Source organism: Streptomyces sp. NPDC058284, assembly GCF_042881135.1.
Classification (GTDB): domain Bacteria; phylum Actinomycetota; class Actinomycetes; order Streptomycetales; family Streptomycetaceae; genus Streptomyces.
Genome location: NZ_JBHVYE010000019.1, coordinates 61,212 through 75,468 on the forward strand (window position 1 = coordinate 61,212; position 14,257 = coordinate 75,468).

Consider the following 14,257-nt stretch of genomic DNA (forward strand, 5'->3'; position numbering starts at 1 on the left):
CGTAGGCTTGAGCCATGGACACGGGGACGGCGGGGACGGCGGGGTCCGCAGGACCCGCGGGCGCGGCGGGTGCGGGCGAACCGGGTGCGGGCGAGTCGGGTGCGGGCGAGCCGGTGTGGACCGGGCTGCCGCGAGGGCTGCTGAAGATGCGGCGGCTCCTCCTGGTGGTCTGGCTGGTGCCGCTCGCGGCGCTCGTCGGCGTGCTTCTCGGCCTGTTCGCGGGCCCGGCCTGGGCCGCCTTCGCGCTGCTGCCATTGGCCCTCGCGGCCTGGGGCTGGCCGGTCCTCGGGCGCAACTGGCGCTCGTGGCGGTACGCCGAGCGCGCCGACGACCTGCTCATCAGCCGGGGCGTGCTCTGGTACGAGGAGACCGTCGTGCCGTACGGCCGGATGCAGCTCGTCGAGGTGACGTCGGGCCCCGTGGAGCGGCGCTTCGGCCTCGCCAGCGTCCAGCTGCACACCGCCGCGGCGGCCACCGACGCCCGCATCCCCGGCCTGCTCCCCGAGGAGGCCGAGCGGCTGCGCGACCGCCTGACGGAGCTCGGCGAGGCACGATCGGCGGGCCTGTGAGCGCCGTACGGGAAGCCCGCGACGAAGGCGGCAAGCCGGTACGCGACGAAGGCGATCCGGCGCCCGACGATGCGCCGCCCGAGCACCCGCCCGAGCGCAGGCTGCACCCCGTCACGCCGCTGCGCCGCGCGTGGGCGCCCTTCGCGCTCCTGGCCGGCTGGGCGGTCCACGACCCGAACGGCACACAGGAGCGCCTCTCCGAGCTGACCGCCACCACCCTGCTCCTGGCCGCCGCCGTCGTCGTCGGCGGCGTCCTGTACGGCTTCCTGAGCTGGTGGTTCACCCACTTCTCCGTCACCGGGACCGAGCTGCGCATCCGCACCGGGCTGCTCTTCCGGCGCACCGCCCACATCCGGCTCGACCGCCTCCAGGCCGTCGACGTGACCCGGCCGCTGCTCGCCCGCGTGGCAGGCGTCGCCAAGCTCAAACTGGACGTCGTCGGCGCGGAGGAGAAGGACGAGCTGGCCTACCTCGGCGAGCGGGAGGCCGCCGAGCTGCGGGCCGAACTCCTCGCGCGGGCGGCCGGTTTCGCACCCGAGGAGGCACGCGAGGTCGGCGAGGCGCCCGTGCGGAACCTGCTGCACGTCCAGCCGCGCATGCTCGCCGTCTCCCTGCTGCTGACCGGCGGGCCCTGGGCACTGCTTCTCGCCGCGACCGTGGTCCCCACGTTCCTCTGGTTCGCCACGCACAACGCGTGGACCGTCCTCGCGACCGCACTGCCCATGCTGGGCGGCTCGTTCGCGAGCAGCGTCGGCCGCTTCATCAAGGAGTACGACTGGACGGTGGGCGAGTCCCCCGACGGCCTGCGCATCGACTACGGGCTGCTCGACAAGGCCCACGAGACGGTGCCGCCGGGCCGCGTGCAGACCGTGCACATCGTGCAGCCGCTGCTGTGGCGCCGACGCGGCTGGGTGCGGGTCGAGCTGGACGTGGCGGGTTCGGCCAACGGCGTCCTGGTGCCGGTCGCGCCGCGGGAGCACGCCGCGGCGGTGATCGGCCGGGTCCTGCCTGGCGTGCGCGTGCCGGACCCGGCCGACCTCGAACGGCCACCCGCGCGCGCGGCGTGGTGCGTACCGCTCTGGTGGAAGGGGTACGGCCTCGCGGTCACCCCCGAGGTCTTCGCGGCCCGTCACGGCCTGCTCAGGCGCCGCCTCTCGCTCGTACCGCACGCCAAGGTGCAGAGCGTGCGGCTCTCCCAGGGCCCCTGGGAGCGGTACAAGGACGTGGCCGACGTATGCCTGGACACCGGCGCCGACAAAACGGTGACGGCCCGCCTACGACCGACCGCCGAGGCGAAATCCCTCCTCCAAACCCAGGCGACCCACTCCCGCACAAGCCGCAAGGCAGCCCGCCCGGACCGCTGGATGACGTGAGGCCCCCATCAGGGGCGCGGGGAACGACGCAAAGGGGCGCGGGGAACTGCGCATAGGGGCGCGGGGAACTGCGCAAAACCATGGACGACCCGCACACAACGACACGCCCCAACAAGGCCCACCCAGGAGCGCGGGGAACGACGCAAAGGGGCGCGGGGAACTGCGCGATCAGCCACGGCCGGACCCGCAGACGCCCCACAGCCCCCGGCAGAACAGCCGCCGAGGCCACCCGCAAGGCGCCCCCGCCAGCACCCGCTCAGCCCAGCAGAGCGCTCACGCCGTCCTCAACCCCGCCACATCGATCTGCTCCGTCTCGTCATGAGCCGTCAGATCGATGACCTGCCCGGCCCCCCGCACCGCATCGCCCTCAGCCGCATCCTTGAACTCGCTCTCGGACTCGGCCTTGTGGACCGCGAGCGCCTCCTCGCCCACCACATCGGCGAGGTCCGAGTTCTGCACGGACTCCAGCGCCGCGGGCGCCACGTTCTTCGTGCCGAAGAAGTCGAAGCCTCCCTGAGGCACCGGGCGGCGCGCCTGAACGGGCGGCGCGACGGCGACCGCGCGCTCGTGCCCGCCGTATCCGTCGGCCGCCCCGGGCTTCCCCCGCGACTCGTCCTCCGCTTCCGGCCGGGACGCCGACCCCGGCGCCATGCGGTCGAGCGCGGCATTGGCTCGCAGGAACAACGAAGGTGTGGGACTGGCATCCGACCGAGCGGAGCCCACGGAAGCCCCACCCTGCGCCCCGGCACTGACATCGGCACCGGCACTCACACCGGCACCCGCACCCTCCGTACGCGCCCCCGGCACCGGAGCCCCACCCCGAACCGCAGGCACCAAGTCCTCGGCACCTGACCCCGGACGCGGGCCCGAACCGGACCCGGGCCGAGCCTCCGCCCCCGACGGCAACGCAGGCGTCGGCGACGACGCCTCGATGGCGAGCAGCCGCCGCCCCTCGAGGGCGCTGGCCCGCTCCGTCTCCGCGGTCGCGTACCGCCGCAGGAGCGCCGCGTGCTCGTTGCGCAGCGCCGCCAGTTCGGCGCGCTTGGCCCGCAGCTTCGTCTCCAGCTTGCCCCGCAGTTCGCGGGACTCCTCGAGGTCGCTCTCGGCCTCGGCTATCCGTTCCTCGTAGCGCCACTCGTCGCTCGCGCGCGCCCGGCCCAGCTCGGCGACGCGCTTGCCCGCCGCCTGGTCCCAACGGCGCATGACGACCGAGCCGACGACGGCAGCGGCGGCCGCGGCCGCGACGAGCCCGCGGAGCACGATCGGTTCCGCGAACATCCAGGCGCTGCCGGCGCTGAGAACCGAGACGCCTGCGACCGTCGAGGGAGGAAGCAGCCTGTGCAGGGGTGGGGAATGGCGGTGACGTCCACGTGGCATGGCCAGAAACTTACCGCGCGTAGGCGAAGTCTGGTGCCCCGCCCGGCAAAAAGCAGGCGCCGCGTCCATAACCGGCCACAACTCCCCACCCCTCATGCACTTTGTTCCACCGGTCAACTTCCGCCGCGACCGCGCGACTTCTCGCCCGATTTCTTGATCAACTTCTACTGGGAACCCAGCCGAATCGCAGCCCCGACCCCAACCGGAACCCAGCCGGAACCTAGATCAGGCCCTTCGACTTCAGATACTCCTGGGCGACATCCGCTTCCTTCTGCCGCTCCTCGTCGACCTTCCGGTTGAGTTCCATGAGGTCTTCCGTCGTGAGCGTCTTGGTCAGCTTCCCGAGCGCGGCGGCAATCTCCTTGTCGCCAGCCTCCTTCTCGTTCACCACGGGAACGATGTTGTCCGCGTTCTGCAGCTTCTTGTCGTCCTTGAGGATCACGAGGTCGTAGTTCTTCAGCGTCGCGTCGGTCGTCGTGGTCAGCAGCATCTGGTCCGTGCCGTTCTTGACGGCCTGCTTGGACTGCGTGTTGCCGACACCCTTGGGGTCGATTCCGGCGATGTCGATGCCGTACTTCGACTTCAGACCCGGCGCGCAGAACGGCCGGGTCTCGCATTCGTCGCCCGCCGCGATCTTGACCTTCTCACCCGACCTGCCGAGGTCCGAGAGCGTCTTGAGCTTGTGCTTCTCGGCGTATTCCCTGGAGACCGCGAACGCGTTCTGGTCGACCGCCCGGCCGGCCGGGAGCACCTTCAGGCCCTGCGGCTCCGCGAGCTTCTCCAGCGCGCTCACCGTGGCGTCCAAGTCACTGGAGGCCACCGGCTTCGCCTTCGGGCCGTTCTTCTCGAAGTTGAGGAATTCCGCGAGCGTCGCCGCGTATTCGGGCGCGACGTCGATCGATCCCTTCTTCAGTTCGGGCTTGTAGATCTCGCGGTTCTGCACGGTCTTGACCTGCGCGTCATAACCGGCGTCCGCCAGGACACCCACATAGAGCTCGGCGAGCACCTTCTGCTCGGTGAACCGCGCGGAGCCCACGATGATCGAGCCCTTCTTGCCGTCGCCCGCCTTGTCCGATCCGCTGCCCTTGTCCTCCAGATCGTCCCCGCCGCACGCGGCGAGCCCCGCGGTCAGCGCCACGACGGCCGCGGCCGCCCCTGTCATCCGTCGCGCACGACGCGTTGTGCTGTTCATCGGTGAACCACCATTTCGAAAGGAAAGAATCACAAACTCGCTATCGCCGCATCGGGTCGAAGAGACGCCCCGCGACCACCAGGACCCCCTCCACGAGCAGTGCGAGCAGCGCCACGAGGACGGCGCCCGCCACCACCTGCGGCGTGTTCTGCAGGTTGAACCCGGCCGTGATGATCCGGCCGAGGCCCCCCTCGCCCGCCATCGCGGCGAGCGTGGCCGTCGCGACGACCTGCACGCCGGCGGACCGGATGCCCGTCATGATCAGCGGGTACGCGAGCGGCAGCTCGACCCGCGCGAACAGTTGGCCACCGCTCATCCCCATCCCGCGCGCGGCCTCCACCACCGCCCTGTCCACCTCGCGCATCCCCAGGTAGGCGTTGGTCAGCAGCGGCGGAACGGCGAAGAGCACCAGCGCGATCAGCGTCGGCGCGTCACCGTGCTCCCCGAGCGGGGTGAGCGTGAGCAGGATCAGCAGGGCCAGGGTGGGCACCGCACGGCCGACGTTGGAGATGTTGACCGCGAGGGCGCCGCCCTTGCCGATGTGGCCGAGGTAGAGCGCGAGGGGCAGCGCGATGGCGCAGGCGACCGCGAGGCAGACCCCGCTGAAGTACAGGTGCTCGGCGAGGCGGTGCCACACCCCCTTCTCGCCCTGCCAGTTGGCGCCCGTGGTCAGCCAGTCGTACGCACCGGATATCGCGTTCATACAGGATCGGCCACCTTGGCGACGTCCGCCTTCCGCGCGGCACGGTCCGTCCGTATTCGGGTCCGACGGGTCCTCGTCCAGGGCGTCAGCCACCGCTGGAGTCCGAGCAGCAGCAGGTCGGCGGTGACGGCGAGGAGCACGCAGAGCACCGACGCCGTGAGCACCTGGGCCTTGAAGGTCGTGTCGAGGCCGTCGAGGATGAGGGTGCCGAGGCCGCCGTAGTCCACGATGGCGCCGACGGTGGTCAGGGCGACCGTGGAGACCGTGGTGATGCGGACGCCGGCGAGCAGCGCGGGCAGCGCGAGCGGCAGCTCCACCTCCCACAGCAGCCGCAACGGCCCGTACCCCATCCCGCGGGCGGCGTCCCGCGCCTCCTCCGGGACGGCCTGGAGGCCGGCCAGGATGTTCCGCACGAGGACCGTGAGGGAGTACAGCACGAGGCCCGTGACGACCAGTGAGGCCGAGAGCCCGAAGAGGGGCAGGAGCAGCGAGAACATGGCCAACGAGGGGATCGAGTAGAGCACGGTCGTCACGCCGAGGATCGGTCCCGCGAGGAAGCGCCAGCGCCGCGCGAGGAGCGCGAGCGGCAGGGCCACCGCGACTCCGATCGCCACGGAGACGACCGTGATCCCCACGTGCTGGAGGGTCGCGTCGATCAACTCCTGGTCGCGGGTGCGGAGGTACTCCCCGCAGATCCAGTCGTTCGTCACCAGACAGTTCTGCTCGGCCACGCGCCCCACCTCCCCCGAATCCCCGGACGTATGCCGCACACACGTCCCCCCGTGTCTGGCGACCCTAACGCGCGGCACTGACAATCGCAGAGACTCGTTGTACGGCCGCAACACGGCCTTCACGCAAAGCCCGCCACCGCCCTCCACAATGGGGAACCATGATCCGGTTCGAGCACGTCACCAAGCGCTACGCGGACGGCACCACGGCCGTCGACGACCTGTCCTTCGAGGTGGCCGAGGGTGAACTGGTCACGCTCGTCGGCCCCTCGGGCTGCGGCAAGACGACCACGATGAAGATGGTGAACCGGCTCATCGAGCCGAGCGCGGGCCGGATATACGTCGACGGCGACGACATATCCGCCACCGATCCCGTCCAACTCCGCCGCCGCATCGGCTACGTGATCCAGCAGGTCGGCCTCTTCCCGCACAAGACGGTCCTCGACAACACGGCGACCGTCCCACATTTGCTGGGCGTCAAGCGCGGCAAGGCCCGCGAGCGTGCCGCCGAACTCCTCGACCTGGTCGGTCTCGACCCCGCTGTCTTCGGTGACCGCTACCCCGAACAGCTCTCCGGGGGCCAGCGCCAACGCGTCGGCGTCGCCCGCGCGCTGGCGGCCGATCCGCCGGTGCTCCTGATGGACGAGCCCTTCGGCGCGGTCGACCCGGTCGTGCGCGAACACCTGCAGAACGAGTTCCTGCGCCTGCAGCAGGCCGTCCGCAAGACGGTGCTCTTCGTCACGCACGACATCGAGGAGGCGGTCCGCCTCGGCGACCGCATCGCCGTCTATGGCGAGGGGCGCATCGAGCAGTTCGACACGCCCTCCACGGTGCTCGGTTCCCCCGCCAACGACTACGTGGCCGACTTCGTGGGCGCGGACCGGGGCCTGAAGCGGCTCTCCGTGACGCCGATCGAGGAGGGCGACCTGGAGCAGCCTCCCGTGGTGCACCTCGACGACCCGCTGCCCAAGAAGCTCGACGCTCCCTGGGCCGTCGTCCTGGACGGCGGGAACAACCTGCACGGCTGGGTCTCCGCGGAGCACGCGCGCGTGGGCAGCGGCACGGTGCGCGAGCACGCCCGCCGCATGGAGGCATGGCTTCCGGTGGGCGCGAGCCTGAAGCAGGCGTTCGCGACGATGCTGCAGCACGACGCGGGGTGGATCGCGGTCATCGACAAGGACAGCGAGGGCCGCTTCCTCGGCGTGCTCACCCCGGCCCGGCTGCACGAGGCGCTGCGCCGCTCGACGGCGGCGGAGGCGCGCGACGTCGCGCGCGCGGAGGTCGAACTGGAGACGGTGACGGCCATCGGCACGGACTGACCGTCAGCCGCCGCCCAGGCGCGACTCAAGCGCGGCCCAGACGCGGCTCAGTCGTCGCTCAAGCGCCCGCTCATCCACGCCAGACTCGCGGGGATCTCCCTGCGCCAGGTGTTGAAGTTGTGCCCGCCGCTCTCCAGCGTGATCGACGAGACGCGCGTGGGCGCCTTCACCTTGTCGATGAACTTCTGCGTGTCGCGGTAGTTGCCCTCGCCCTTCTTGCTGGTGGTCACCAGCAGGGACGTCTTGGGCGGCGGCATGTGGTCGAGGTACCACATGAGGTCGGCGCGGTTCTGCAGCTCCTTGTCACCGTGGAAGAGATCACCGGTGGTGACGTCGATGGGCGCCTTGTAGTACGCGGACAGGCCCGCCCCCGCGGCGTACACCTCGGGGTGGTGCATGGCGAGCTTCAGGGCGCAGTAGCCGCCCGTGGAGTCGCCGATGATGCCCCAGTTCTCGGGCTTGACGCCCACCCTGTAGTGATCCGCCACAGCTCTGGGCAGGTCCTTGGCGAAGAACGTCTCGGTCTGCGGGCCGCCGGGGATGTCCACGCACTCCGTGTCGCGCGGCGGTGCCACCGTGGGCCGCATCATGACCAGGATCATCGGCTGCATCTTGCCGTCGGCGGCCTGCTTGTGGGCGGTCTGCGGGTAGTGCAGCCCCTTGATCAGCGCCTGCGCGGTGCCCGGGTAGCCGGTGAGCACCACGGCCGCGGGGAACTTCCGGTTCTTGTACTGCGGCTGGAAGTACTCGGGCGGCAGGTAGACGTAGGCCGGGCTGGCGATGTCGGACCTCTTGCCGCTGATCTCGACCTTCTGGATCTGGCCCCCGGTGGCGGGCCGGCTGCCGCCCGGCACGTTCACGGTCTGGGTGTCGACGACCTTGACGGGACCCGTCCCCTTGGCCGTGTCGTGGTCGACCACGAGGCCGGGTGCCGTCTCCTGGCCGAAGAGGTCGGCCCACGTGGCGTAGAAGCCGAAGGCCTGGTTGGCCGACAGGCCCACCGAGGCGAATATGGCGACCTGGGTGGCGATGAGCAGCCCGACGCGGCCGGTGATCGCCTTCCAGCTGCGGCGGGCGAGCCGCGGCCAGAGCCAGATCGTGCCGACGAAGAGCAGCACCGCCAGCAAGACCGCAAGGGCGAGGACCTTGTTGCTCGTGAGACCCATGGGGTGTTCCTGTCTGCGCTTTCTACCTGTGCCGGGCACGTGCCGCGGCTTGACCGGGCCCGGCCTGGACCTTTCCGGCGCTTACCGGGGTCCTTGCCAGAGCTTTTCCAGCGGTTTCCGGTCGGGAATGAACCCGTGTCCCAGAAGGACCGTCCTAGAGAACGCAATGTTGCCGGATGCCGTTTTGGCGCCGGAATCAAGGTCTCTCGCAGAACTACGGGATGCGATGTCTGTCAGGATAGATGGGGAAATGTCGGGCGGGGTTCCGGGGAGTGAGGACCGCCACGACGGTCGGCTGCGCCGGATACTGCGCGGCCCACGGCCCGAGGCGGTGCCGATCCTCGTCGCGAGAGCCTGCACACTCGTCGGCCTACTGAACGTCGCGGCAGGTGTCTTCCCCCGCTTCCGGCACAGCCGCATGCACGCCATCGCCGAAGTCCTGCCGGGTGCGCTCGGCCCCTTCGCCGCCGCCATGGCGCTCAGCTCCGGCATCCTGCTGCTCCTGCTCGCACACGGCCTGCGCCGCCACAAGCGGCGGGCGTGGCGGGCCGCCGTGGTGCTGCTCCCCGTGGGCGCCGTGGCGCAGTTCGGGTACCGGCACTCGATCATCGGCGTGGTGATCTCGCTCGCGCTCCTCGCGCTCGTACTGCGCCACCGGAGTGAGTTCACGGCGCTGCCCGACCCGCGCAGCCGCTGGCGTGCCCTGGCCAACTTCGTCCTCCTCGGAGCGGGTTCCATCGTCCTCGGCCTCGTCATCGTCAGCGTCCACCCGGGGAAGGTCATCGGCGACCCGAGCATCACCGAGCGCCTGGAGCACGTCCTCTACGGCCTCTTCGGCTTCGAGGGCCCCGTCGACTACTACGGACGCACGTCCTGGACGGTCGGCTTCTCCCTCGGCGCCCTCGGCATGCTGACCGCCCTCACCACCATCTACCTGGCCTTCCGCCCCGAACACCCGGCGGCGCGCCTCACCGACGGCGACGAGGCGAAGCTGCGCGTCCTGCTCGACAAGCACGGCGGCCGCGACTCGCTCGGCCACTTCGCGCTCCGCCGCGACAAGGGCGTCGTCTTCTCCCCCAGCGGCAAGGCCGCCGTCACCTACCGCGTCGTCTCCGGCGTGATGCTCGCCAGCGGCGACCCCATCGGTGACGTCGAGGCCTGGCCCGGCGCGATCGAGCGCTTCATGGACGAGGCGAAGGCCCACTCCTGGACGCCCGCCGTCATGGGCTGCTCCGAGACGGGCGGCGAGGTCTGGACCCGCGAGACCGGCCTCGACGCCCTGGAACTGGGCGACGAGGCGGTGGTGGACGTCGCGGATTTCTCCCTCTCCGGGCGTGCGATGCGCAACGTACGCCAGATGGTCAAGCGGATCGAGCGCAATGGCTACGAGACGCGCGTACGGCGCATCCGTGACCTCGGCGAACAGGAGCTCGCCAAGATCCAGCGCGCCGCCGACGACTGGCGCGGCACCGACACCGAGCGCGGCTTCTCCATGGCGCTCGGCCGCATCGGTGACCCGAACGACGGCGACTGCCTGATCGCGACCGCACACAAGGCCGACGAGGAGCCCGGCGCCTACGGCGATCTGAAGGCCGTCCTCCACTTCGTCCCCTGGGGCAAGGACGGCGTCTCCCTGGACCTCATGCGCCGCGACCGCTCGGCCGACCCCGGCATGAACGAGCTGCTCATCGTCGCCGCACTGCAGGCCGCCCCGAAGCTCGGCATCGCGCGCGTGTCCCTCAACTTCGCGATGTTCCGCGCCGCCCTCGCCCGCGGTGAGAAGATCGGCGCGGGCCCGGTCCTGCGCGCCTGGCGCGGCCTGCTGGTCTTCCTCTCCCGCTGGTTCCAGATCGAGTCCCTGTACAAGTTCAACGCGAAGTTCCGCCCCCGCTGGGAGCCCCGCTTCGTCGTCTACCGCTCCAGCAAGGACCTGCCCCGCATCGGCTTCGCCGCCATGCAGGCCGAGGGCTTCGTGACCCTCGCGCTCCCCCGGTTCCTGCGCAGGGGCACCGCGCAGCCCCGCCCCTGCCCGCACCAGGCCCACGAACGCGAGGTCCAGGCGGCGTAGCGGCCGCCTAGGCTGGAGACATGAGTACGTTGCGCGGGCGGAGAACGGTCCAGGGGCTGCCGGAGTGGGACCGCTGTGCGGTCATGGGCGTGGTGAACGTGACGCCGGACTCGTTCTCCGACGGCGGACGCTGGTTCGACACGACGGCCGCCGTCAAGCACGGCATCGACCTGGTCGCGCGGGGCGCCGACCTCGTCGACGTCGGCGGCGAGTCCACCCGTCCGGGCGCCACCCGCGTGGATGAGGACGAGGAGCTCAAGCGCGTCGTCCCCGTCGTCCGCGACCTGGCCGCCGAGGGCATCACCGTCTCCGTGGACACCATGCGCGCCGCTGTCGCCGAACAGGCACTGGCCGCGGGCGCCGTCCTCGTGAACGACGTCAGCGGCGGCCTCGCCGACCCCCGCATGGTCCCGGCCGTCGCCGCCGCGCACGCCCCCTTCGTGGTCATGCACTGGCGCGGCTTCCTCACCGACATCAACGCCAGGCCGCACTACGAGGACGTGGTCGGCGAAGTCGTCACCGAACTGCACGCGCGCGTGCGGGCCGCCATCGAGGGCGGCATCGCCCCCGAGCGCATCGTCATCGACCCGGGCCTCGGCTTCTCCAAGGAGGCCGAGCACGACCTGGCGCTCCTCGCCCACCTGGACCGGCTGTGCGGGCTCGGCCACCCGGTTCTGGTCGCCGCCTCCCGCAAGCGGTTCCTCGGCCGCGTCCTCGCGGGTCCCGAGGGCGCGCCACCGCCCGCCCGCGAGCGCGACGCCGCCACCGCCGCGGTCTCCGCCATCGCCGCCCACCAGGGCGCCTGGGCGGTCCGCGTGCACGAGGTGCGGGCGACGGCCGACGCGGTCCGGGTCGCCCGGGCCGTGACGGGCGCGGCGGCCGGCGGCCACCGGTGACCGCCGCGAGGACCGACATCGAGCAGGTCGAACGCGCCAACACCGCCTTCTACGAAGCGCTGGAACGCGGCGACTTCGACGAGGTGGCCGGCCTGTGGCTGGACGCCGACACGGACACCGAGGGGACGGCCGCCGACACCGACACGGATGCCGGCGGCACCGTCTCCTGCGTCCACCCCGGCTGGCCCGTCCTCAGGGGCCGCGGCGAGGTCCTCAGGTCGTACGCGCTGATCATGGCGAACACCGAGTACATCCAGTTCTTCCTCACCGACCTGAAGGTCGGCGTGGCGGGCGACACCGCCCTGGTGACGTGCACCGAGAACATCCTCAGCGGCGGCCCGCCCCCGGAGGCCGGCGGCGAACTCGGCCCGCTCGTGGGCCAGCTCGTCGTCGCCACCAATGTGTTCCGCCGCACACCCGACGGCTGGAAACTGTGGTCGCACCACGCGTCGCCCGTACTGGCCGAAACTGACGACGAAGAAGGCGACAAGGCCCCCTCGTAGTGGGTAGGGGCCAGGAAACAGCCCGGGATCATGGGGGCCCGAATCCCCGTCGCGGGGCCCCGCGGGCAAGGACTGTCAGTGCTCGCAGGTAGATTCGATCGAGGCTGGTGTGCCGACCGCACTCGGTGCAGGCCTGCCGATACCGACGATTTCAGGAGTGATTCGCGTGGATCGTGTCGCGCTGCGCGGCCTCAAGGCCCGCGGGCACCACGGTGTCTATCCGCGGGAGCGCGAAGAGGGCCAGACCTTCATCGTGGACCTGGTTCTCGGCCTGGACACGCGAGCGGCCGCGGCCGACGACGACCTGGCGAAGACCGTGCACTACGGGATCGTGGCCGAAGAGGTCGTCGCCGTGGTCGAGGGCGAACCCGTCGACCTCATCGAGACGCTCTCCGAGCGCATCGCACAGGCGTGTCTCAAGCACGACGGAGTCCTGGAGGTCGAGGTGTGCGTGCACAAGCCGGACGCCCCGATCACCGTGCCGTTCGACGACGTGACCGTCACCATCACCCGGAGCCGAGTATGACTGCGCCCTTCACAGCGGGTCAGAGCGACCCCACCGTCCAGCCGGTGCCCACCTCCGTGGTCGAGCAGGTGGACGCGGCGGACCACACCCTGTCCAACCCGCACCGTGCCGTGATCTCGCTGGGCAGCAACCTCGGCAACCGCCTGGAGACCCTCCAGGGCGCCATCGACGCCCTGGAGGACACCCCGGGCCTGCGGGTCAAGGCGGTCTCCCCGGTGTACGAGACGGAGCCGTGGGGCGTCGACCCCGGCAGCCAGCCCTCGTACTTCAACGCGGTCGTCGTGGTGAAGACGACCCTGCCGCCCGCCTCGCTCCTGGAGCGCGCGCACGCGGTCGAGGAGGCCTTCCACCGCGTACGCGACGAGCGCTGGGGCCCGCGCACGATCGACGTGGACATCGTGGCGTATGCGGACGTCGTCTCCGACGACCCGGTCCTCACGCTGCCGCACCCGCGCGCGCATGAGCGTGCCTTCGTCCTCGCCCCCTGGCACGATGTCGAACCCGAGGCACAGCTGGCCGGCCGCGGGCCGGTGGCGCGGATCCTCGAATCGATCACCCTCGAAGGGGTCGCGCCCCGCGCCGACCTGGAACTCCGGCTGCCCGAGTAGTCGTTGGAAGAGGCGGTCGAGGTAAGCAAGCCGATGAAGGGTCACCCGTGAAGCAACTGCGCATCAGGACGCTGGCCGGCCTTTTCCTCGCGGCCGGTGTGCTGTCCTGGTCGGGCGCCCGGCTGTGGGACTCCATCGGCACGCTGCCGCGCGTCCCGCTGGCCGCGCCGATCGTGCTCGCGGTCATCGCCGTCGTCCTGTTCGCGACGGCGCTCTCGCTCCGCTCCCGGCTGCGCGCCCAGCGCGAGCGCCGCCCCGGCGCGAAGGGCGTGGAGCCCCTGATGGCCGCCAGGGCCGTCGTGTTCGGTCAGGCCAGCGCGCTGGTCGCGGCACTCGTCACCGGGATGTACGGCGGCACGGGCGCGTTCCTGCTCGAATTCCTCGACATCCCGGCCCGCCGCGACCAGGCGGTGTACGCCGGCCTCTCGGTCCTGATGGGCATCGCGGTGATACTGGCCGCCTTCTTCATGGAACGCGTCTGCCGGCTCCCCGAGGACGACGACGAGAACGGCGGCGGCGGGCCGGCCCCGGCGTAGGCAGTCACCACTGCTCAGAGCGGGGCCGGGTGACCGGGGCGGGCCATACCGGCCCGTGCTGACGGCCGGGCTAGCGGGCCATGATCAGGCTCATCGCCTCATTGCGCGTCGCGGGGTCCCGCAGCTGCCCGCGCACCGCGGAAGTGATGGTCTTCGCGCCCGGCTTGCGTACTCCGCGCATCGTCATGCACATGTGCTCGCACTCGACGACCACGATCACCCCGCGCGGCTCCAGTATCGACATCAGGGAGTCCGCGATCTGCGTGGTCAGCCGCTCCTGCACCTGCGGCCTGCGCGCGAACACGTCCACGAGCCTGGCCAGCTTCGAGAGGCCGGTGATCTTGCCGTCGGTCGACGGGATGTACCCGACGTGGGCGACGCCGACGAAGGGCACCAGATGATGTTCGCAGGAACTCATCACCTCGATGTCCTTCACCAGGACCATCTCGTCGTGTCCGATATCGAACGTCGTCGTCAGGACGTCCTCCGGCTGCTGCCACAGTCCGGCGAATATCTCCCTGTACGCGCGCGCCACCCGGCCCGGCGTCTCGCGCAGGCCCTCGCGGTCGGGGTCCTCTCCCACGGCGATCAGCAGCTCACGCACGGCGTTCTCGGCCCGCTTCTCGTCGAACTCGCCGATCGAGCCCTCGCCGTCGAGTGTCACGGGGTCGGTCATCTGTGCCTCGTTCCTGT

15 protein-coding genes are annotated in these 14,257 nt (G+C 71.0%); 9 read left to right on the plus strand and 6 right to left on the minus strand.

All coding sequences use genetic code 11. The features are described from left to right. Positions 1–14: 14 nt before the first annotated feature. Together ACFVYR_RS25130 and ACFVYR_RS25135 are read left to right on the plus strand one after the other, a co-directional pair. On the plus strand, positions 15–569 hold the full coding sequence (locus ACFVYR_RS25130; RefSeq protein WP_384259176.1) for a PH domain-containing protein: 555 nt from the start codon (positions 15–17) through the stop codon (positions 567–569). Next, positions 566–1,942, plus strand: coding sequence for a PH domain-containing protein (locus tag ACFVYR_RS25135; protein ID WP_384259178.1), 1,377 nt, complete (start codon positions 566–568; stop codon positions 1,940–1,942). The genes ACFVYR_RS25130 and ACFVYR_RS25135 overlap by 4 nt, the downstream gene beginning before the upstream one ends. A 273-nt stretch (positions 1,943–2,215) precedes the next feature. On the opposite strand, the gene ACFVYR_RS25140 is transcribed toward ACFVYR_RS25135, so the two are convergent. From ACFVYR_RS25140 to ACFVYR_RS25155, 4 genes are all read right to left on the minus strand, one after another. After that, positions 2,216–3,319: a hypothetical protein gene (locus ACFVYR_RS25140; protein ID WP_384259180.1), complete on the minus strand. Its 1,104-nt coding sequence runs from the start codon at positions 3,317–3,319 to the stop codon at positions 2,216–2,218. A gap of 220 nt (positions 3,320–3,539) precedes the next feature. Continuing rightward, positions 3,540–4,511 (minus strand): ABC transporter substrate-binding protein, encoded by a 972-nt coding sequence (locus ACFVYR_RS25145; protein ID WP_384259182.1) that lies wholly within the window; start codon positions 4,509–4,511, stop codon positions 3,540–3,542. A gap of 40 nt (positions 4,512–4,551) precedes the next feature. Further along, a complete protein-coding gene (locus ACFVYR_RS25150) occupies positions 4,552–5,214 on the minus strand; it encodes an ABC transporter permease (protein ID WP_384259184.1) in 663 nt (220 codons plus the stop codon). Beyond that, positions 5,211–5,945: an ABC transporter permease gene (locus tag ACFVYR_RS25155; protein ID WP_384259186.1), complete on the minus strand. Its 735-nt coding sequence runs from the start codon at positions 5,943–5,945 to the stop codon at positions 5,211–5,213. Before ACFVYR_RS25155 ends, ACFVYR_RS25150 begins: the two co-directional genes overlap by 4 nt. Before the next feature lie 158 nt (positions 5,946–6,103). Here ACFVYR_RS25155 and ACFVYR_RS25160 point away from each other — a divergent pair, with 158 nt between their 5' ends. After that, the gene (locus ACFVYR_RS25160; protein ID WP_384259188.1) at positions 6,104–7,261 is read left to right on the plus strand and encodes an ABC transporter ATP-binding protein; all 1,158 of its coding nucleotides are present in this window, start codon (positions 6,104–6,106) and stop codon (positions 7,259–7,261) included. A 47-nt stretch (positions 7,262–7,308) separates the two neighbouring features. Here the strand turns inward: ACFVYR_RS25160 and ACFVYR_RS25165 are convergent, their stop codons facing one another. Continuing rightward, positions 7,309–8,427, minus strand: a complete 1,119-nt coding sequence (locus ACFVYR_RS25165; protein WP_384259190.1) for an alpha/beta hydrolase — start codon at positions 8,425–8,427, stop codon at positions 7,309–7,311. Between the two features lie 250 nt (positions 8,428–8,677). Between ACFVYR_RS25165 and ACFVYR_RS25170 the strand changes: the two genes are divergently transcribed. The 6 genes from ACFVYR_RS25170 (at position 8,678) to ACFVYR_RS25195 (ending at position 13,564) form a co-directional block, all read left to right on the plus strand. After that, positions 8,678–10,495, plus strand: a complete 1,818-nt coding sequence (locus tag ACFVYR_RS25170) for a phosphatidylglycerol lysyltransferase domain-containing protein (protein ID WP_384259193.1) — start codon at positions 8,678–8,680, stop codon at positions 10,493–10,495. A gap of 20 nt (positions 10,496–10,515) precedes the next feature. Then, positions 10,516–11,391: a dihydropteroate synthase gene (gene folP, locus ACFVYR_RS25175; protein WP_384259195.1), complete on the plus strand. Its 876-nt coding sequence runs from the start codon at positions 10,516–10,518 to the stop codon at positions 11,389–11,391. Further along, positions 11,388–11,894, plus strand: a complete 507-nt coding sequence (locus ACFVYR_RS25180; RefSeq protein ID WP_384259197.1) for a nuclear transport factor 2 family protein — start codon at positions 11,388–11,390, stop codon at positions 11,892–11,894. Before folP ends, ACFVYR_RS25180 begins: the two co-directional genes overlap by 4 nt. Positions 11,895–12,060: 166 nt before the next feature. After that, positions 12,061–12,420 (plus strand): dihydroneopterin aldolase, encoded by a 360-nt coding sequence (folB, locus tag ACFVYR_RS25185; protein ID WP_384259199.1) that lies wholly within the window; start codon positions 12,061–12,063, stop codon positions 12,418–12,420. Next, positions 12,417–13,028, plus strand: a complete 612-nt coding sequence (folK, locus tag ACFVYR_RS25190; RefSeq protein ID WP_384259201.1) for a 2-amino-4-hydroxy-6-hydroxymethyldihydropteridine diphosphokinase — start codon at positions 12,417–12,419, stop codon at positions 13,026–13,028. Before folB ends, folK begins: the two co-directional genes overlap by 4 nt. Positions 13,029–13,075: 47 nt before the next feature. Then, the gene (locus tag ACFVYR_RS25195) at positions 13,076–13,564 is read left to right on the plus strand and encodes a DUF3180 domain-containing protein (RefSeq protein ID WP_384259204.1); all 489 of its coding nucleotides are present in this window, start codon (positions 13,076–13,078) and stop codon (positions 13,562–13,564) included. 70 nt (positions 13,565–13,634) lie between these two features. Here ACFVYR_RS25195 and folE read toward each other — a convergent pair whose 3' ends face one another. Then, a complete protein-coding gene (folE, locus tag ACFVYR_RS25200; RefSeq protein WP_384259206.1) occupies positions 13,635–14,240 on the minus strand; it encodes a GTP cyclohydrolase I FolE in 606 nt (201 codons plus the stop codon). Positions 14,241–14,257 lie beyond the last annotated feature (17 nt).

Coding starts and splice junctions, on each gene's coding strand:
- ACFVYR_RS25130 (WP_384259176.1), top strand. CDS start 15: ATGGACACGGGGACGGCGGGGACGGCGGGGTCCGCAGGACCCGCGGGC.
- ACFVYR_RS25140 (WP_384259180.1), bottom strand. CDS start 3,319: ATGCCACGTGGACGTCACCGCCATTCCCCACCCCTGCACAGGCTGCTT.
- ACFVYR_RS25145 (WP_384259182.1), bottom strand. CDS start 4,511: ATGAACAGCACAACGCGTCGTGCGCGACGGATGACAGGGGCGGCCGCG.
- ACFVYR_RS25150 (WP_384259184.1), bottom strand. CDS start 5,214: ATGAACGCGATATCCGGTGCGTACGACTGGCTGACCACGGGCGCCAAC.
- ACFVYR_RS25160 (WP_384259188.1), top strand. CDS start 6,104: ATGATCCGGTTCGAGCACGTCACCAAGCGCTACGCGGACGGCACCACG.
- ACFVYR_RS25165 (WP_384259190.1), bottom strand. CDS start 8,427: ATGGGTCTCACGAGCAACAAGGTCCTCGCCCTTGCGGTCTTGCTGGCG.
- ACFVYR_RS25170 (WP_384259193.1), top strand. CDS start 8,678: ATGTCGGGCGGGGTTCCGGGGAGTGAGGACCGCCACGACGGTCGGCTG.
- folP (WP_384259195.1), top strand. CDS start 10,516: ATGAGTACGTTGCGCGGGCGGAGAACGGTCCAGGGGCTGCCGGAGTGG.
- folK (WP_384259201.1), top strand. CDS start 12,417: ATGACTGCGCCCTTCACAGCGGGTCAGAGCGACCCCACCGTCCAGCCG.
- folE (WP_384259206.1), bottom strand. CDS start 14,240: ATGACCGACCCCGTGACACTCGACGGCGAGGGCTCGATCGGCGAGTTC.